Consider the following 20,215-nt stretch of genomic DNA (forward strand, 5'->3'; position numbering starts at 1 on the left):
ACCTCAGTCCATCGCCGCGCGCAACGACGCGGGCCGCATGTCGGTCCACACCTGGTCGACGTGCGCCGAGCACTCGTCCTTGGTGCCCTTCGTGCCCTCGAAGCGCCACCCGGCGGGCACGTCGTGGTGGGCGGGCCACAACGAGTACTGGCCCTCGTCGTTCACCAGGACCTGGTACGTGATGTCGTCCCTCATGCCTTGTTCTCCTCTTGTGCTTTCGCATACCCGCGCAACGTCGGGCTGACTGTGACGAAAATCGTGATGGACAAGATGCCCGCCGCGCACACCACGACGGCGGTGCGGGCCGACAGCGCTTCGGTCAGCACGCCGCCGACCAGGGGGCCGGCCGCGCCCGCGCCGCCCACGACGACACCCATCACCCCGCTGAGCCGTCCGCGCAGCTCGTCGGGGGTGAGCAGCAGCTGGTGGGTGCTGATGGTGGTGTTGGCGGTCGGCGCGAGGAAGCTCATCAGGGCGAACAGCACCCCGACCAGGTAGGCCGACTCGACCAGCAGCGCGCACGGCACCAGCAGGGTCAGCACCCAGAACACCGACGCGATCGACCGGTGCGGGCCGAGCGCGCGGTGCAGCCACGGCGCGGCCAACGCCCCGAGCACGCCGCCGACGCCGAGCATCGCCGCCATCACGCCGATCTCGCCGAACGACGCGCCCCGGCCCTCGACCAGCACGATGACGACCACGTAGAACGCGGTGAAGAACAGGTTCAGCACCACCGCGCACAGCGCCGTCACCCGGATCTCCCGCCGGCTCCACACCCACCGCAGGCCCTCGCCGATCGACCGCAGCAGGGGCGGGTGCGCCTCGACCGGCGCGGCCGGCGGCACCCGCAGGAACAGCAGCGCCACGAACGCCACCACGTGCGTGACCAGGTCCACCAGGAACGGCAGCCACCGCGCCACGGCGATCAGCAGGCCACCCAGCGCCGTCCCCGCCATCTGCCCCAACGAGGACCGCGCGCTGTTCATCGCCACGGCCGTCGCCAGCTGCGACTCGGGCACGAGCCGGGGCAGGCACGCGTCCTCGGCGGGCTCGAACAACGCCCGGCACACGCCGAGCACCGCGGCGACCGCCATGACGTGCGGGATGGTGACCGCGTCGGCCCACACCGCGACCACGAGCCCGCCCAGGGCGACCACCTGGACGGCCTCGCAGCACAGCATGATCCGCCTGCGGTCCCACCGGTCGACCAGCGCGCCGGCCGGCAGGCCGACGAGGAGCTGCGCGGTGGCGTCCACGGTGAGGACCAGCCCGGACAGCACCGGCGACCCGGTCAGCGCCAGCACGAGCAGCGGCAGGGCCAGCATCGAGGCGCTGAACCCCACCTCGGCCAACGCCTGGCCGCCCCACAGCAGCGTGTAGTTCCGGTTGCGCGCCAGCGACGTCGTCACAGCGCACCCCGGCAGTCCGCGGCGATCGCCCGCAGCGCGGCGGCGAAGTCGGCGGCCACCGCGCCGATCTCCTCGGCCGAGTGCGTCGACGGGTAGTGGTAGAAGGCGAAGCCCAGCGTCTTCCCGGCCTCGCCGACCACGTCGAGCACGTGGTCGCCGCCGTCGGCCGGGTCGTGGTCCGCGCCGACGGACGGCCGCACCGCCCGGTACAGGCCGGTCGACTCGGCCGAGCCGCCGTCGAACTGGCCGAGGTAGTTGAACGACACCGCGGGCCGCCCGCCGTCGGGCACCCGGCCGTGCTGCCGCAGCGGCCCGTACCCGAACCCGTTGCCCGGCACGGCCCGCAGCTGCCGCCGCACCGCCTTCACCCGGTCGCGCCAGCCGCCGTCCGGCACCTCCAACGTCACCGGGAACACCGTGGTGAACCAGCCGACGGTCCGCGAGAGGTCCACGTCGAGCACGTCCTCGCGGCCGTGGCCCTCCAGGTCGACCGCGACCCGCGACGACCCCGTCCACCGGGACAGCGCCCACGCCAGCGCGGCCAGCAGCACGTCGTTGATCCGGGTCCGGTAGGCGACCGGCGCGCCGCGCAGCAACGCGTCCGTGTCCTCCTCGGACAGCTCCACGGTCACCGACTCGGCCGTCCCGGACGGCGGGGGGAACGACGGGAAGGTCTGGTCCCAGTGCTCCACCTCGTCGTCCAGCGCGCCGCCGAGCACGTGGGACTCCAGCCGCCGCGACCACTCCTGGTAGGAGGTGGTCTTGGCGCCCAGGTCCTCGCCCCGGTACGCGGTCTCCAGGTCGTCGAGCAGGATCCGCCACGACACCCCGTCGACCACCAGGTGGTGGCCGACCAGCAACAGCAGCGGCTGCTCGCCCTGGAACAGCACCGCCCGCACCAGCGGCCCGGTCGCCAGGTCGAACGACGAGTGGACCTCGTCCGCGACCCGCTCCAGCTCCGCCGCTCCGTCCACGACGGTCAGCACGTCGACGTCGTCCACGTCGTCGTTGTGCTGCCGCCACACCCCGTCGACGGACGTGAACCGCAGCCGCAACGCGTCGTGGTGCGCCACGAGCACGCCCAGCGCCCGCCGCAACGCCGCGACGTCCACCGCCGGGTCCAGCTCCACCAGGTGCGACTGGTTGAAGTGGTGCGGGTTGTGCCGCCCCGAGGTGAGGAACCAGTGCTGGATCGGCGTCAGCGGCACCTCGCCCACCACCGGCGCCCGGTCGGCGGACGACGACACCTCCACCGTGACGTGCGGGGCGAGCGAGGCGGGGGTCTGGTGCACGAACAGGTCGCGGGTGGCGAAGCGGAACCCGGCCTGCCGCGCCCGCGCCACCACCTGCATGCTCAGGATCGAGTCGCCGCCCAGCGCGAAGAAGTTGTCCTGCGCGCCCACCCTGGGCACACCGAGCACGTCGGCCCAGACGGCGGCCAGCGCCTCCTCCACCGGCCCGGACGGCGCGACGTACCCGGCGCCGGCGAGGGCGCCGAAGTCCGGCTCGGGCAGCTTCGCCCGGTCCACCTTGCCGTTGGGGCTGATCGGCAGGGCGTCCACCGGCGTGAACACCGACGGCACCAGGTAGTCCGGCAGCGACTCGCCCAGGAACTCCCGGACTTTCTCCACCCGGAACGACTGCGCGACCTCGCCCACGACGTAGGCGACGAGCCGCTTGTGGCCCCGCGCGTCCGCCCTGGCCACGACGACCGCCTCACGCACGTCCGGGTGCCGCAGCAGGGCGGTCTCGATCTCGCCGAGCTCGATGCGGAACCCGCGGATCTTCACCTGCTCGTCGGCCCGGCCGACGAACTCCAGCTGTCCGGACGTCCGGTCGCCGGGGGTGGCGGTCCACCGCACCACGTCGCCCGTGCGGTACATGCGCGACCCGGGCGGCCCGTACGGGTTCGCCAGGAACCGCTGCGCGGTCAGCCCCGGCCGGTCCAGGTACCCGCGCGCCAGCCCGACGCCGGACACGTACAGCTCGCCGGCGACGCCCACCGGCACGGGCCGCAGCTCGCCGTCGAGCACGTGCGCGGTCGTGCCGGGGATCGGCCGGCCGATCGGCGGCACGCCGCCGGGCTCCAGCGGCTCGCTCCACGACGTGACCACGGTGGACTCGGTCGGCCCGTAGGCGTTGATCATCCGGCGGCCGGGCGCCCAGCGGCGCACCAGGTCCGCCGAGCACGCGTCGCCGCCCACGACCAGCGTGCGGAACGTCGGCAGCGCCACGTCCGGCACGGTGGCCAGCGCGACCGGCGGGATCAGCGCGTGCGTCACGCCGAACCCGTTCACCACCTCGACGAGCTGGTCGCCCAGCAGCGGCCCCGGCGGCGGCACGACCAGCGCCGCGCCGGCGGGCAGGGCCATGCACAGCTCCAGCACGGACGCGTCGAAGCTGGGCGAGGAGAACTCCAGCACCCGGTCGCCGGGCCGCACGTCGAAGTGCGCGATCTCGGCCGCCGCGAACGTGGCCAGGCCGGCGTGCGACACCACCACGCCCTTCGGCCGCCCGGTCGACCCGGACGTGTAGATCACGTACGCCGGATGCTCCGGCCGCACCGCCACGGCGGGGTCCGCGTCGGGCTGGTCGGACACGTCGACCGGCCCGTCCAGCACCACCAGCGGCCGGGCGTCGTCGAGCATGAACGCGATCCGCTCGGCCGGGTACTCCGGGTCGACGGGCAGGAACGCGGCGCCCGCCTTGAGCACCGCCAGCTCCGCCACCAGCAGGTCGACCGACCGGGGCAGCCGCAGCGCGACGATCCGCTCCGGTCCCGCGCCCAGCCCGATCAGGTGGTGCGCCAACCGGTTCGCGCGGGCGTTGAGCCCGGCGTAGGTCACGTCCGCCGCGCCGGTCAGCGCCAACGCGCCCGGTGTGCGCGCGACCTGCGCCTCGACCAGCTCCACGAAGCCGGGGCCGTCGACCGCCGGACCGCTGGAACCCCACGCCGCCAGCAGCTCCCGCTCGGAGTCGGGCAGCACCGGCAACGCCCACAGCGGGCGGTCGGGGTCGGCCGCGATGCCGGACAGCAGCACGCCCAGGTGCTCGACCAGCCGCTCGACCGTGCCCGCGTCGAACAGGTCGGTGTTGTACTCGACCGATCCGTGCAGCCCCCCGTCGGGGTCCTCGGTGAACTCGATCGTCACGTCGAAGTTGCTGCTCACCGTGGGCTGCTCGACGTCCTCCGCGTCGAGCCCGGGGAAGCCCGCCGCCTGGGGCGCGTTCTGCAGCGCCACCACGGCCTGGAACAGCGGCGTGCGGCTGGTGTCGCGGTCGGGGCGCACCGCGTCCACCACCCGTTCGAACGGCACGTCCTGGTGCGCGAACGCGTCCAGCACGGTCGCCCGGGTGCGGGCCAGGAACTCGGGGAACGTCGCCGACGGCTCGACCCGCGCCCGCAGGGTCACCGTGTTGACGAAGAACCCGACCAGGTCCTGCGTCTCGGGCCGGTCGCGGCCGGAGGCCACGGTGCCGAGCGCGAAGTCGTCCTGCCCGGTCCACCGGTGCAACAGCACCTCGCAGGCCGCGACCAGCGCCATGAACAGCGTGCCGTCCACGGTTCGTGCCAGCTCGCGCAACCGCTCCGCGACCGGCGCCGGCACCGCGAACCCGGTCTGCGCGCCCGCCGTCGTCTGCACGGGCGGCCGGGGCCGGTCCGTCGGCAGCTCCAGCGCGGGCACGTCGGCCAGCCGTTCGCGCCAGTAGTCCAGCTGCGCGTCCAGCGGCTGCTGCCGCTGCCAGGCGGCGAAGTCGCCGTACCGGACGGGCAGCGGCGCGAGCTCCTCGCCGCCGTACAGCGCGGCCAGGTCGGACATCAGCACCCCGCCGGACCAGCCGTCGGTGACGATGTGGTGCATCGTGAGCGCGAGCACGTGGTCGTCGGGTCCCCGGCGCACCAGCACGGGCCGGAACAGCGGCCCCTCGGCCAGGTCGAACGGCTCCGGCGCGGGCAGCTCGTCCACCACCGGCAGCGTCACGTCGACCGGCCGCACGGAGGTGACGGGCAGCCCGTCCACCGCCGGGAACGTGGTCCGCAGCGACTCGTGCCGCTCGACCAGCGCCCGCAACGCCCGCTCCAGCCTCCGCACGTCCAGCGCGCCGCGCAGCCGCACGGCCAGCGGTGTCACGTACTCGGTGCCGCCGGGCTGGAACTGGTCGAGGAACCACAGCCGCTGCTGCGCGAACGACAGCGGCGCGTCACCCTCGACGCGGGGGATCGCCCCGTCGGCCGAGACGGACCCGGACAGGCGGGCGGCGAGCGCGGCCACGGTCGGGTGGTCGAACAGGTCGCGCGGCGACACGTCGAACGACGACCGCAGCCGCGACACCACCCGGATGCTGGAGATCGAGTCGCCGCCGAGGGTGAAGAAGTTGTCCTCCGCGCCGACCTCGGCCAGGCCGAGCACGTCCGCCCAGACCTCCGCGACCAGGCGTTCGGCCTCGGTGCGCGGCGCGACGAACCCGCCCGCCGCCGACGCCTCCCGCTCCGGCGCGGGCAGCGCGGCCCGGTCCAGCTTGCCGTTGGCGTTGAGCGGCAACCGCTCCAGCGCCACGTACGCGGCGGGCACCATGTAGTCCGGCAGCGACCGCTCGGCGTGCTCGCGCAGCCCGGTGGCCTCGGCCGTGCCGGCGGGCACGTGGTAGGCGACCAGCCGGTCCTCGCGCACGATCACCGCGACCTGGGCCACGGCGTCGTGCGCGGCCAGCACCGCCTCGATCTCGCCCAGCTCGATCCGGAAGCCGCGGATCTTCACCTGCTGGTCCGCGCGCCCGAAGTACTCCAGCCGGCCGTCCACCCACCGGGCCAGGTCGCCGGTGCGGTACATCCGGCTCCCCGGCGCGCCGAACGGGTCGGCCGGGAACCGCTGGGCGGTCAGGCCCGGCCGGTGGAGGTAGCCGCGGGCCACTCCCGGCCCGGCCACGAACATCTCGCCGACCACGCCGGGCGCGACGGGTTGCAGCTCGTCGTCGAGCACGTAGACGCGCAGGTCGGGGATGGGGACGCCGATCGAGCCGTCCGCGGGCGTCCACGTGACGTGGACGGTCGTCTCGGTGATGCCGTACATGTTGATCAACTCGCCGGAGCCGCGCCACGCCGACAGCTTGCGCATGTCCAGCGCCTCGCCGCCGAAGATCACGTACCGGACGTCGAGGTCGGGCGCTTCCTCCAGCAGCTGGTAGAACGCCGAGGGCGTCTGGTTGAGCACGGTCACGCCTTCGTCGGCGATCAGGCGGGCGAAGTCGCGCGGCGACCGCGAGACCTCGTAGGGGACGACGACGAGTCGTCCGCCGTGCAGCAGCGGTCCCCACAGCTCCCAGACCGAGAAGTCGAAGGCGTAGCTGTGGAACAGCGTCCACACGTCGTCGGGTCCGAAGCCGAACCAGTGGTCGGTCCCGGAGAACAGCCGCACCACGTTCGAGTGCGGGATCACCACGCCCTTCGGCCGCCCGGTCGACCCGGACGTGTAGATCACGTACGCGGCGTTCTCGGGCCGCAGCGGCACATCGGGCGCGTCGGTCGGCAGCCCGGACAGGTCGGGCAGCCCGTCCAGGGTCACCGTCGGCCGGGCGTCCTCGATCATGTGCGCGATCCGGTCGGCCGGGTACGAGGCGTCCAGCGGCAGGTAGGCCGCGCCCGCCTTCAGCACGCCCAGCACCGCGACCACCAGGTCGGACGAACGGGGGAAGCGCAGCGCCACCACCGTCTCCGGGCCGGCTCCGGCCGCGACGAGGTGGTGCGCCAGGCGGTTCGCGCGCTCGTCCAGCTCCCGGTAGGTGAGGCTCGCGCCCTCGCACGTCACCGCGACGGCGTCCGGCGTGCGCGCGGCCCGTGCGGCGAACAGCGACGGGATGGTGTCCTCGACCACCGCGCCGGACGACGTGCCGTTCCACGACACCAGCACCCGGTCCCGCTCGTCGTCGGACAGCCACGGCAGCTCGAACACCCGCCGCCGGGGGTCCGCGCCGATCGCGTCGAGCAGCCGGGCCAGCCGCTCGCCCAGCAGACCGATCGTGGCGGCGTCGAACAGCCGCGGGTCGTAGGTCAGCTCCACGTGCAGCGAGTCGTCCACGTACGCCCGCACGGTGAGCGGGAACGACGTGGTGTCCAGGCTGTCCACCTCGCCGATGCCCGGCGCGCCGTCCGGCGAGTCCTTCTCGACCGGGTAGTTCTCGAACGCCAGCAGGCTGTCGAACAGGCGCGTGCCCGAGCCTGAGCTGATCTTGGCCAGAACCTGCACCTGCGCCAGCGACACGTGTTCGTACTGCCGGGACTCGGTCTGCGAGTCCTGCAACCGGCGCAGCCAGGTCACCACCTCGACGTCGGACTCCACCGTCACCCTCGTGGGCACGGTGTTGATGAACATGCCGATGATCGACTCGACACCGGGCAGCTCCGCCGGCCGGCCGGACACCGTGCTGCCGAACACCACGTCCCGCTGACCCGAGGTGCGGGACAGCAGCACCGCCCACGCGCCCTGGACCAGCGTGTTCACCGTCAGGCCGTGCGTGCGGGCGACCGCGTCGAGCCGGTCGGCGGGCAGGTCGAGCACGACCTGTGCGGACGACTCGGCGCGGTGCGCCTCGGTCGGCGGCCGGTCGAACGGCAGCGGGGTGGGCGTCTCGAACCCGGCCAGCACGCCCCGCCAGTACGACTCGACGGCCGACTGGTCGACCTCGGCGAGCCAGGCCAGGTAGTCGCGGAAGGGCCGCCGCGCGGGCGCCGCGCCGCCCGCGTACTCGTGGAGCACCTCGCCGAACACCTGCGCGGTGCTCCACCCGTCGAGCAGCAGGTGGTGCGAGGTCCACAACAGGTCCACCTCGGTGTCCGAGGCCCGGCCGACGACCAGCCGCATCAGCGGCGCGGTGGTCACGTCGACACCGGCCGCCGCGTCGGCCGCGACCACCTCGTCGGTGACGTCGGCGTAGGTCACCGGCACGGTCACGCCGCGCCGCACCACCTGCACCGGCTCGTCCAGGCCCTCCCACACCACGTCGGTGCGGAGGATGGGCGTGCGGTCGACCACGCGTTGCCACGCCTGGGCGAAGCGCCGGGGGTCGTCCACACCGGACAGCCGCACCCGCAGCTGGTTCACGTAGGCCGTGCTGTCGTCCACGAGGCTGTGGAACACCATGCCCGCCTGCAACGGGGTGAGGGGGTAGACGTCCTCCACGTCCCGGTCGACGATCCGGTCCACCTGCTCGGCGGTGAGCTTCGCCAGCGGGAAGTCCGAGGGCGTGCGGCCCCACGCGTCCGGTTTCGCGCAGAACGCGACGATCCCGCGCAGCGCGTCGACCATCCGGTCGGCCAACGCGCGCACCGCGGCCTCGTCGTGCGCCTCGGTGGAGTACTCCCAGTCCAGCACCAGCTCGCCCGACGACACGGCGGCGCCGATGTCGAGCAGGTGCGGCCGGACGGCGTCGTCCGGCACCTCGCGGCCGTGGTCGACGTCGTCGATCTCGTCGTCGTACTGGCCCAGGTAGTTGAAGCACACGCGCGGCAGCGGGCCGGTCACGCCGCGGTCCCAGTACTTCAGGGCCTCGTAGCTCAGCCCCTTGTCCGGCACGGCGCGCAGCTGCTCCTTGACCGACTTCAGCGCCGCGCCCCAGTCGACGGCGCCGCCGCCGTCCCCGGGCAGCTCCAGCGCGACCGGGAACTCGGCGGTGAACCAGCCGACCGTGCGGGACAGGTCCAGGCCGTCGAACAGCTCCTCCCGGCCGTGGCCCTCCAGCGCCACCAGCGCCCGCCCGGCGAACGCCGCGGTCAGCGCGGTGAGCAGGACGTCGTTGACCTGGGTGCGGTAGGCGTCGGGCACGGCGTGCAGCAGCGCGTCGGTCTCGGCCTTGCCCAGCCGCACGGACACGCTGCGCGCGCTGCCCGCCGACGTCGGCGCCGGTTCCTCCGCGGGCACGTCCGCCCAGTGCGGCAGGGCGTGGTCGAACCGGCCCTCGCGCACGTGCCGGTCGAGCCGGTGCGCCCAGTCGGTGAACGCCGTGCTCTTCGGCCCGAGGTCGCGGCCGGCGAGCGCGGTGTCCAGGTCCTCCAGCACGATCCGCCACGACACCGCGTCGACCACCAGGTGGTGGGCGGTGACGAACAGCCTGCCGTCGTCGAACAGGACGGCGCGCAGCAGCGGGCCGTGGCGCAGGTCGAGGCTCGTGCGGGCCTGGTGCGCCTCGGCGGCCAGGTCGCCCGAGGCGAGGCGGAACACCTCGGCGGACTCCGCGTCCGCCACCTCCTGCCGCCATTCGCCGTCCACCCGGGTGAACCGCAGCCGCAGCGCGTCGTGGTGGGCGACCACGGCCCGCACGGCGTCGCGCACCGCGGCCGGCTCGGCGTCGCCGACCCGCACCACCACCGACATGGTGAAGTGCGCCAGCGGTCCCTGCTCGGCGAAGAACCAGCGCTGGATCGGGGTCAGCGGCGCCGGCCCGGTCACCGTCTCGTGGGTCGTCGCGGTGTCGTCGGTGACCGCGAGCGCGAGGTCGCCGACGGTCTGGCGGAGGAAGACGTCCTTGGACGTCAGCTTCAGCCCGGCCTGCCGCGCCCGGGACACGACCTGCATGCTCAGGATCGAGTCGCCGCCCAGGGCGAAGAAGTTGTCCCGCGCGCCGACCCGCTCCACACCGAGCACGTCGGCCCAGATGTCGGCGAGGGTGGCCGCGACGCCCGGCTCGGGCGCGACGTAGCCGGCGTCGGTGAACGTCGGCGCGGGCAGCGCCCGCCGGTCCACCTTGCCCGCCGGGGTCATCGGCAGCGCGTCCAGCGCCACGAACGCCGACGGCACCAGGTAGTCCGGCAGCCGCTGCTTGAGCCAGCCCGCCAGGTCGGCGGCCGTGCCCGCGGTGTAGGCGACGAGCCGCTGGTGACCGTTGTGCGCCCGCGCCACCACGGCCGCCTGCGTCACGTCCGGGTGGTGCAGGAGCGCCGCCTCGACCTCGCCCAGCTCGACCCGGAAACCGCGGATCTTCACCTGGTCGTCGTTGCGGCCCAGGTAGTCGAGGGCGGCTGTCCGCGTCCGATCACCGGCTCCGCCGGCGGGAACCCACCGCACCTTGTCCCCGGTGCGGTACATCCGGGCGCCGGGCTCGCCGAACGGGTCGGCCAGGAACCGCTGGGCGGTCAGGCCCGGCCGGTCGTGGTAGCCGCGGGCCACCTGCGCGCCGCCGAGGTAGAGCTCGCCGGGCACACCGGCCGGGACGGGGCGCAGGTCCTCGTCGAGCACGTGGGCCACCAGGTTGAGCAGCGGGCGGCCGATCAGCGCGCGGTCCCCGCTGACGACGGTGGACACCGAGTCGACCGCCACCTCGGTCGGGCCGTAGTAGTTGTGCGCGGTGGTGCGGGACGCGGCCAGCGTCCGCCACAGCGACCCCGGCAGCGCCTCGCCGCCCAGCATCACGTGCCTGGGGGTGTGGTCGCCGTCGAGGAGCCCGAGCGGGAGGAGCTGCTGGACGTAGGACGGCGTCAGGTCCAGCAGGTCGACGCGGTGCTCGCGCACGTACTCGACGAGCACCTGCGGTTCGAGGCGGACGTCGTCGGTCAGCACGTGCAGCTCGTGGCCGCCCGCCATGAACAGCGGCCCCTCCCACGACGTGTCGAACGAGAACACGGCGGTCAGCGCGACCCGCATCGGGTCGTCGGCGAACACCCGGTGGTGGTTGTGGATCAGGTTCGTCAGCTGCCGGTGCTCGACCACGACACCCTTGGGCACACCGGTCGAGCCGGACGTGTAGATCACGTACGCGGCCTGGTCCGGGCGCACGACGACGTCCGGCGGGGTGTCCGGGAAGCCCGACACGTCGGGCATCACGTCGAGCACGAACGCCGGCCGGGCGTCGCGGAGCAGGAAGTCCACCCGGTCGCGCGGCAGGTCGCGGTCGACCGGCAGGTACACCGCGCCCGCCTTGTGCACGGCCAGGATCGCCACCACCGAGTCGGCCGACCGCGGCAACGACACCGCGACCACCCGCTCCGGACCCGCGCCGGCGGCCAGCAGGTGGTGCGCGAGCCGGTTGGCCCGCGCGTCGACCTCGGCGAAGGTGAGGCGGGTGCCGCCGCACACCAGCGCGCCGGCGTCGGGCGTGCGCCGCGCCTGCTCCTCGAAGATCGCGGCGAACGTCGTCTCGGGGACGGCCAGCCGCGGCCCTCGCCCGTCCGGCTCGTCGCCGAGCAGCAGCGGCAGCTCGCCCACCGGGCGGTCCGGCGCGGCCGTGACGCCTTCCAGCAGCACCAGCAGGTGCCGCGCCATGCGGTCCACCGTGTCCGCGTCGAACAGGTCGGTGCTGTACTCCACCGCGCCGCGCAGCTCGCCGTCGACCTCGCCGAACTCGAACGTGAGGTCGCACGTCGAGGTCACCAGCGGGAGCTGGAGGTCCTCCACCCGCAGGCCGGGCAGCTCGGGCACGTCGGCGCCGAAGTTCTGCATCAGCACCATGACGTCGAACAAGGCGTTGCGGCTGGGGTCGCGGTCCGGCCGGACGGCGTCCACCACCCGCTCGAACGGCACGTCCTGGTGCGCGAAACCGTCCCGCACGGTGGTCCGCACGTCGGCCAGCAGCTCCGTGAACGACCGCCTCGTGTCCACCGCGGACCGCAGCACCACGGTGTTCACGAACAGGCCGATCACGTCGTCCAGCTCGGCCCGCCCGCGCCCGGACACCGCGGTGCCGACCGCGATGTCGTCCTGCCCGGTGTAGCGGGCCAGCAGCACCTTCGTGGCCGCGAGCAGCGCGGTGAACAGGGTGTCGCCGTGCTCGGCGGCCACCGCCTTCACGGCCTTCGCGAGCGGCGCGGGCACGGTGAACCCGTGCATCGCGCCCGTCGTGCCGCGCACCGCCGGCCGCGGCCGGTCCGTCGGCAGCTCCAGCGGCGGCACGCCGGCCAGCGCGCCGGCCCAGTAGTCGACCGCGGGCTCCGGCAGCCAGGCCGTGTAGTCCACGTACTGCACGGCGAGCGGCGGCAGCTCCTCGCCCGCGTACAGCGCGCCGAGGTCCTTGGCCAGCACACCGGTCGACCAGCCGTCGGTGACGATGTGGTGCAGCGTCAGCACCAGCACGTGCTCCTCGGCGGCGACGCGCACCAGCCGGGTCCGGAACAGCGGTCCTCCGCGCAGGTCGAACGGCGTGCCGACCTCGTCGAGCAGCACCGCCTCCCACGAGCCGTCCTCGACCGCGAGCGGCACCTCGAACGGCTCGTGCACGAGCTGCACGCCGTCGTCGAACGTGGTGCGCAGCGACTCGTGCCGGACCACCAGGCCGTCGAGGGCCCGCCGCAGCGCGGCCAGGTCCAGCGGCCCGCTCAGGCGCAGCGCGGTCGGCGTGACGTACTCCGTGCCGCCCGGCTCGAACTGGTCCAGGAACCACAGCCGCCGCTGGGCGGGCGACTGCGGGTGGGTGAGCGGAGGGTGGACGCCATCGCGCGGGATCACCGGGATGGCGTCCACCGCATCCTGGCCGGAACCCGCCCCGGTGCTGATGGCGGAGGCGAGGCCGGACACTGTGGGGTGGTCGAACACCGCGCGCGGCGACAGCTGCACGCCGAACGCCGCGCGCAACCGCGAGGTCACGCGGATGCTGAGGATCGAGTCGCCGCCGAGGCGGAAGAAGTCGTCGAGCGCGCCGACCCGCGTCACCCCGAGCACGTCGGCCATCACCTCGGCCACGACCCGCTCGGCGTCGGTGCGCGGCTCGACGAACCCGCCGGACAGGTCCGGTTCGGGCAGCGCCCGCCGGTCCAGCTTGCCGCTGGGCGACAACGGCAGCTCGTCCAGCACCACCACCGCCGACGGCACCAGGTAGTCGGGCAGCGCGCGGGCCAGCGCGTCACGCGCGTCGGTCTCCGGCGCGCCGGTCACGTACCCGATCAGCCGGTTGTCCCGGACCACCACGGCGGACTCCCGCACGCCGGGCACGTCCAGCAGCGCCGCCTCGACCTCGCCGGGCTCGATCCGGAAACCGCGGATCTTCACCTGGTCGTCGGCCCGGCCGAGGTACTCGAGCACGCCGGGCCGAGCCGGGTCGTCGACCGCCGACCACCGCACCCGGTCGCCGGTGCGGTACATGCGCGCGCCGGCCGGGCCGAACGGGTCGGCGACGAACCGCTGGGCGGTCAGCCCGGGCCGGCCGAGGTAGCCGCGCGCCACCTGCGTGCCGCCGATGAACAGCTCGCCGGGCACACCGGGCGGCACCGGCCGCAGGTCGGCGTCCAGCACGTAGGCGGACAGGTTGGCCAGCGGCCGGCCGATCACCGGCCGCTCGCCGACGACCCGCGTCGCCACCGAGTCCACCGTCACCTCGGTGGGGCCGTAGTAGTTGAAGCCCTCCACCGGCGACTCGGCGATCTGCCGCCACAGCGGCGCGTCCACCGCCTCGCCGCCCAGCATGATCCGGCGCAGGCCGGACTCCAGCAGCCCGGCCTGCGCCAACTGCCGCGCGTAGGACGGGGTGAGGTCGACCGTGCCGATGCCGTGCTCGGTGACGTACCGGACCAGCGCGGGCGGGTCGAGCCGCAGCTCGTCGTCGATGACGTGCAGCTCGCTGCCCGCGGCCAGGAACAGCAGCCCTTCCCAGGACGTGTCGAAGGAGAACGTCGCGGTGACCGCGAACCGGGTCGGCTCGCGCATCAGGGCCGCGCTGTTGGCGTAGTACAGGTTCGCGAGCTGCCGGTGCTCGACCACGACGCCCTTGGGCGTGCCGGTCGACCCGGACGTGTAGATCAGGTAGGCGGCGTGCTCCGGGCGCGGCGCGACGGGCGGCGGCGTGTCCGGCAGCCCGGCCAGGTCCGGCCCGGCGAAGTCCGGCATCGCGTCCAGCACCGACGCCGGGTTCGCGTCGCGCAGCAGGAAGTCGATGCGCTCGGCGGGCAGCCGCGGGTCGACCGGCAGGTACACCGCGCCCGCCTTGAGCACCGCGAGCACCGCCACCACCAGGTCGGCCGAGCGCGGCAGCACGACCGCGACCACGCGCTCCGGACCCGCGCCGCGCGCGAGCAGGTGGTGCGCCAGCCGGTTCGCCCGGGCGTCCAGCTCGGCGAACGTGTACGCGGTGCGCGCCCCCGTGCGGTCGTGGTGCACCAGCGCGGTCGCGTCCGGCGTGCGGCGGGCCTGCCCGGCGAACACCTCCGGGTACAGCTCCCGGGGCGTGTCCCGCTCGGTCCGGTTCCACTCCACCAGCACCCGGCGCCGTTCGGCCTCGGTCAGCCACGGCAGGTCGGCGATCCGCGCCGTCGGGTCGGCCGCGATGGCGCGGACCAGCTCGCGCAGCCACCCGGCCAGCCGTTCGGCGGTGGCGGTGTCGAACAGCTCGGGGTCGTAGGCCAGGTCCAGGTTCAGCCGGTCGGTCAGCGACGCGCTCAGCGTCAACGGCAGCGTGGCGTTGTCGACCGCGTCGATCTCCACCACGCGCGGCCCGTCGCCGTCCCGCTCGAACGGGTAGTTCTCGAACACCACCACGGAGTCGAACAGGGTGGTCCCGGTCCACGACTGGATCTCGGCCAGCGAGGTGTGCTCGAACCGCCGCGACTCGCTCTGCGCGGCCTGCAGCTCGCGCAGCCACGCGCCCACCTCGGCGGTGCCGTCCACGACCGCCCTGGTCGGCACGGTGTTGATCAGCATGCCGACCATGGACTCGACCCCGGCGAGCTCGGCCGGGCGGCCGGACACCGTGCTGCCGAACACCACGTCGGCCTCGCCGCAGGCACGGGCCAGCAGCAACGCCCACGCGCCCTGCACCACCGTGTTCACCGTCAGGCCCGCGCGCCGCGCGGCGTCGTCCAGGTCCAGCGAGAACCGGACCGACGCGGACGCCTCCGAGCGGTGGGCCCGCGCGGGCGCGCGGTCGAACGGCAACGGCGTCGGACCGTCCACATCGGACAGCACGGACCGCCAGTGCGCCTCGGCCTCGGCCCGGTCCTGCTCGGCCAGCCAGCGCAGGTAGTCCCGGAACGGCCGCCGCGCGGGCAACCGGGCGGGCGTTCCGGTGACGATCGCCCGGTACTGCTCCAGCACCTCGCCGAACACCTGCCCGGTGCTCCAGCCGTCCAGGATCACGTGGTGCGACGACCAGACCAGCTCGACCCGGTCCTCGTCCAGCGGCGTGACCGCGACCCGCAGCAGCGGCGCGACACCCAGGTCGAACGGGGCGTCCACCGGCCCGCCCGGCAGCTCCACGTGCCCGTGCACGACCTGCACCGGCTCGGCCACCCCGTCCCACACCACGCTCGACCGCAGCACGGGCGTCCGGTCCACGACCCGCTGCCACGCCTGGCGCAACGCCGCCGGGTCGCGCACGCCGTCGAGCACCAGCCGCATCCGGTCGACGTAGGTGCCGGGCTCGACCAGGCTGTGGAACACCATGCCCGCCTGCAACGGCGTGAGCGGGAGGATGTCCTCCACGTCCGGGCCGGCCAGCGCGTCGACCTGCTCCTGCGTGAGCCGGGCCAGCGGGAAGTCCGAGGGCGTGCGACCGCCGGCGCCGGGCTGGGCGCAGTGCGCCACGATCTCCCGCAGCGCCTGCAGGGTCCGCTCGGCCAGCCGCCGCACGGTCTCCTCGTCGTGCACGTGCTCGGAGTACTGCCAGCTCAGCTCCAGCTCGCCGCGCTCGACCAGGCCGGTCACCTCGAGCAGGTGGGTGCGCGGACCGTCGGCGGGCACGTCCTCGCCGACCGCGTCCCGCCGGGCCCGGTAGAAACCGCCGTCGGCCACGTCGAACCGGCCGTGGTAGTTGAACGAGACCTGGGGCAGCGCGCCGCCGCCCAGCGCCTCGAAGCTCAGGCCCCGGTGCGGCGCGGCGCGCAGCGACTCCTTGACCGACTTCAGCGTGCGGCCCCACTCGTCGCCCGGCTCCAGCACCACCGGGAACTGCGTGGTGAACCAGCCGACCGTGCGGTTGAGGTCCACGCCGGGCAGCAGCTCTTCGCGGCCGTGGCCCTCCAGCGTCACGCTCACCGCGTCCCGCCCGGTCCACTCGGCCAGCGTGCGGCCCAGCGCGCTGAGCAGCACGTCGTTGACCTGCGTCCGGTACACCGGCGGCACGGCGGTCAGCAGCGCCTCCGTGGTCGCCCGGTCCAGCCGCGCCGACACCACGCGCGTCGACCCGGCGGTGTTCGCGCCGTCCCGGTCGACCGGCAGCTGCTCGGGCGCGGGCAGCGAGTCCCAGTGCGCCCGCGCGTCGTCCAGCGCGCCGGACGCCACGTGCTCGGCCAGCCGGTGCGCCCACTGCGTGAACGACGTCCCGACGGGCTCCAGCGGCACACCCCGGTAGGCCTGCTCCAGGTCGCCGAGCAGGACCCGCCAGGACACGCCGTCCATCGCCAGGTGGTGCACGGTCAGCAGCAGCTTCGGCCGCGCGCCGGGGAAGAACACCGCGTGCAGCAGCGGTCCCGCGGCCAGGTCCAGGCCGCGTTGCGCCGCGCGTGCCACGGGCTCCACGTCCGCGTCGACCTCGACCCGGAACACGTCGACCTCGGTGTCCGCGACCTCCTGTACCCACCGCCCGTCGACCTCGCGGAACCGCAGCCGCAGCGCGTCGTGGTGCCCGACGACGGTCCGCACGGCGCCGCGCAACACCTCCGCGTCCACCGCCGGCTCCAGCTCGACCAGCAGCGACATGGTGAAGTGGGCGAGCGGCCCGTACTCGGCGAAGAACCACCGCTGGATCGGGGTGAGCGGCGCCGGACCGGTGAACACCGGCTCCGGCGCGGTCCGCACGGCCTCCCGCACGACCAGCGCCAGCTCGGCCACCGTCTGGTGCCGGAACACGTCCCGCGAGGTCAGGTGCAGCCCGGCCCGCCGCGCCCGCGACACCAGCTGGATGGACAGGATCGAGTCGCCGCCCACCGCGAAGAAGTTGTCCTCGACGCCGATCCGCTCCGCGCCGAGCACCTCGGCCCAGATCCGGGCCAGCTCGGCCTCCGCGGGGGTGCGCGGCGCCACGAACTCGCCGCCCGCCACCGCCTGCGGCGCGGGCAGCGCGGCCCGGTCCAGCTTTCCGTTGGGCGTCAGCGGCAGCCGGTCGAGCTCCACGAACGCCGACGGGACCTGGTAGTCCGGCAACGAGTCGCGCAGGTGCGCGCGCAGGTCGACCGGCCCGGTGGTGACGACGTAGGCGACGAGCCGGGTGTGCCCGCCGTCCTCGCGGGCGACGACGACCGCCTCGGTGACCTCCGGGTGGGTGGAGATGGCGGCTTCCACCTCGCCGGGCTCCACCCGGAACCCGCGGATCTTGACCTGGTCGTCGGTGCGACCCAGGAACTCCAGGACGTGCGACGGCGCCCGATCGTCGGCTCCGCCGACGGGAGTCCGATCGTCGGCTCCGCCGACGGGAGTCCACCGCACCCGGTCGCCCGTCCGGTACATGCGTGCGCCGGGCCCGCCGAACGGGTCGGCCAGGAACCGCTGCGCGGTCAACCCCGGCCGGTCCAGGTAGCCGCGGGCCACCTGGGCGCCCGCGATGAACAACTCGCCCGGCACGCCCACCGGCGCCGGCCGCAGGTCGTCGTCCAGCACGTACGCGGTCACGTTGCCCAGCGGCGTGCCGATGACCGGCCGGTCGCCGGTGACGCGGCACGACACGGCGTCCACCGTGGTCTCGGTGGGGCCGTAGAAGTTGTGCGCCCGCAGCCCGGTGGCCACCAGGTCGCGCCACAGCGCCGTGCCCAGCGCCTCGCCGCCGAGCACCAGCACCTTCGGCCCGTCCTCGGCGGTCAGCAGGCCGTCGGCCAGGAGCTGCCGGACGTAGGACGGCGGCAGGTCCAGCAGGTCGATCCGGTGCTCGCGGGCGTACCCGATCAACGCGGTGGCGTCGAGCCGCACGTCGTCGGTGAGCACGTGCAGCTCGTGGCCGTCGGCCATGAGCAGCACGCCCTCCCACGACGTGTCGAACGAGAACACCGCGCTGAGCGCGACGCGCATCCGGTCGCCGGCGAACGTCTCGCGGTGGTTGTGCAGCAGGTTCACCAGGTGCCGGTGCTCGACCACGACGCCCTTGGGCCGGCCGGTCGAACCGGACGTGTAGATGACGTACGCGGCGTTGTCGGGCCGCACCGGCACGTCAGGCGGGGTCGCCGGCAGGCCGGCGGTGTCGAGCGGCGCGTCGATCACCCGCACCGCGCCGGAGTCCTCCAGCAGGTACGCGTACCGCGCCTCGGGCAGGCCGGGGTCGACGGGCAGGTACACCGCGCCCGCCTTGAGGATGCCCAGGACCGCGACCACCCAGTCCAGGCCGCGCGGCAGGGCCAGCGCGACGATCTGCTCGGGCTCCACGCCGTCGGCGAGCAGGCGGCGGGCGAGCCGGTTGGCGCGGGCGTCCAGCTCGGCGAAGGTGAGGGAGTCACCGTCGCACACCAGGGCGGTGGCGTCCGGCGTGCGGCGGGCCTGCGCCTCGAACAACGCCGGGAACGTCACGTCCGGCACGGCCAGCGCCGGTCCGCGGCCGGCCGGCTCGTCGCCGAGCAGCATCGACAGCTCGGCCATCGGCCGGTACGGGTCGGTGGTGATCGCGCCCAGCAGGGCGAGCAGGTGCCGGGCCATCCGGTCGACCGTGCCGGCGTCGAACAGGTCGGTGCTGTACTCGACCGCGCCGTGCAGCCCCTCGGGCGTCTCGGTGAACTCGAAGGTCAGGTCGAAGTTCGACCACGCGCGGCTGAGCGGGTGCTCCTCGACGCGCAGGCCCGGTAACGAGGGCAGGGCGCGGCCCGCGTTCTGCAGCACCACCATCACGTCGAACAGCGGCGTGCGGCTGGGGTCGCGGGACGCCCCCACCGCCTCCACCACCCGGTCGAACGGCACGTCGTCGTGGCCGAACGCGTCCAGCGCCGTCCGGTTCGCCTCGCCCAGGAACTCGGCGAACGACCGCGAGCTGTCCACAGTGGACCGCAGCACGACGGTGCCGACCAGGAAGCCGACCAGGTCGGCCAGCTCCGGCCGGTTGCGCCCGGTGGTGACCGTGCCGACCGCGATGTCGTCCTGGCCGGTGTAGCGGGCCAGCAGCAGCTGGCAGGCCGCCATCACGGCGGTGAACAGCGTGGTCTCGTGCACGCGGGCCAGCTCCGCCAGGTCGCCGGCCAACCGGGCGGGCACGGTGAACTCGTGCGTCGCGCCCGCCGGGGTGCGCTCCGCCGGCCGCGGCCGGTCGGTCGGCAGGTCCAGCGGCACGACACCGGCCAGCCGGTCGACCCAGAACCCGGTGTCCACCGGCCGGCCGCGCTGCCAGACGGCGTAGTCGGCGTACTGCAACCGGGGCTCGGGCAGGGCTTCGCCCCGGTACAGCGCGCCCAGCTCGTCGCCCAGCACGCCGAGCGACCAGCCGTCCACGACGATGTGGTGCGAGGCCAGCAGCAGCACGTGCGCGCCGTCGGCCTCGGTGCGCAGCGCCGCCCGGAACAGCGGGCCGCGCCGCAGGTCGAACGGCTCGTCCAGCACCTCGCCCAGGTCGTCCACGGCGAGCAGGTCGACCTCGACGTCGTCGTGCACCACCTGCACCGGGTGCCCGTCGACCTGGTCGAACGTGGTGCGCAGCGACTCGTGCCGGCGCACCAGCCCGCGCACGGCGTCGGCCATCCTCTCCCGGTCGAGCCGACCGGTGAGCCGCAGCGCGACCGCGCTGGTGTACTCGGTGCTCCCGGGCTGGAACTGGGCCAGGAACCACAGGCGCTGCTGGCCCGCCGACAGCGGCAGCGGCTCGTCGCGCGGCGCGGGCGGGATCACGTCGACCACGGGCGCGGCCCGGCCGGCGAGCCGGGCGCGGAGCTTCTCGCGGAGGTGTTCGGGCAGCGCGGAGATGCGGTCGTTCTTGGACGCGGTCAT

3 protein-coding genes are annotated in these 20,215 nt (G+C 74.4%); all 3 read right to left on the minus strand.

Annotated elements, in window-relative coordinates:
* Nucleotides 1-3 precede the first annotated feature (3 nt).
* Genes IOD16_RS12140 through IOD16_RS12150 form a run of 3 tightly spaced genes read right to left on the minus strand, consistent with a single transcriptional unit; the run spans nt 4 to nt 20,215 of the window.
* Entirely contained in the window at nt 4-195 is a 192-nt protein-coding gene (locus IOD16_RS12140; RefSeq protein ID WP_123742152.1) for an MbtH family protein, read from the minus strand.
* A complete protein-coding gene (locus IOD16_RS12145) occupies nt 192-1,409 on the minus strand; it encodes an MFS transporter (RefSeq protein ID WP_201440120.1) in 1,218 nt (405 codons plus the stop codon). Before IOD16_RS12145 ends, IOD16_RS12140 begins: the two co-directional genes overlap by 4 nt.
* Nucleotides 1,406-20,215 (minus strand): non-ribosomal peptide synthase/polyketide synthase, encoded by an 18,810-nt coding sequence (locus IOD16_RS12150; RefSeq protein WP_201440121.1) that lies wholly within the window; start codon nt 20,213-20,215, stop codon nt 1,406-1,408. Before IOD16_RS12150 ends, IOD16_RS12145 begins: the two co-directional genes overlap by 4 nt.

This window comes from Saccharothrix sp. 6-C, from assembly GCF_016695385.1.
GTDB lineage: Bacteria > Actinomycetota > Actinomycetes > Mycobacteriales > Pseudonocardiaceae > Actinosynnema > Actinosynnema texasense.

Bases quoted from the DNA above. Each gene is read 5' to 3' on its own strand.
- IOD16_RS12150 (WP_201440121.1), bottom strand. From the start codon at position 20,215: ATGACCGCGTCCAAGAACGACCGCATCTCCGCGCTGCCCGAACACCTC.
- IOD16_RS12140 (WP_123742152.1), bottom strand. From the start codon at position 195: ATGAGGGACGACATCACGTACCAGGTCCTGGTGAACGACGAGGGCCAG.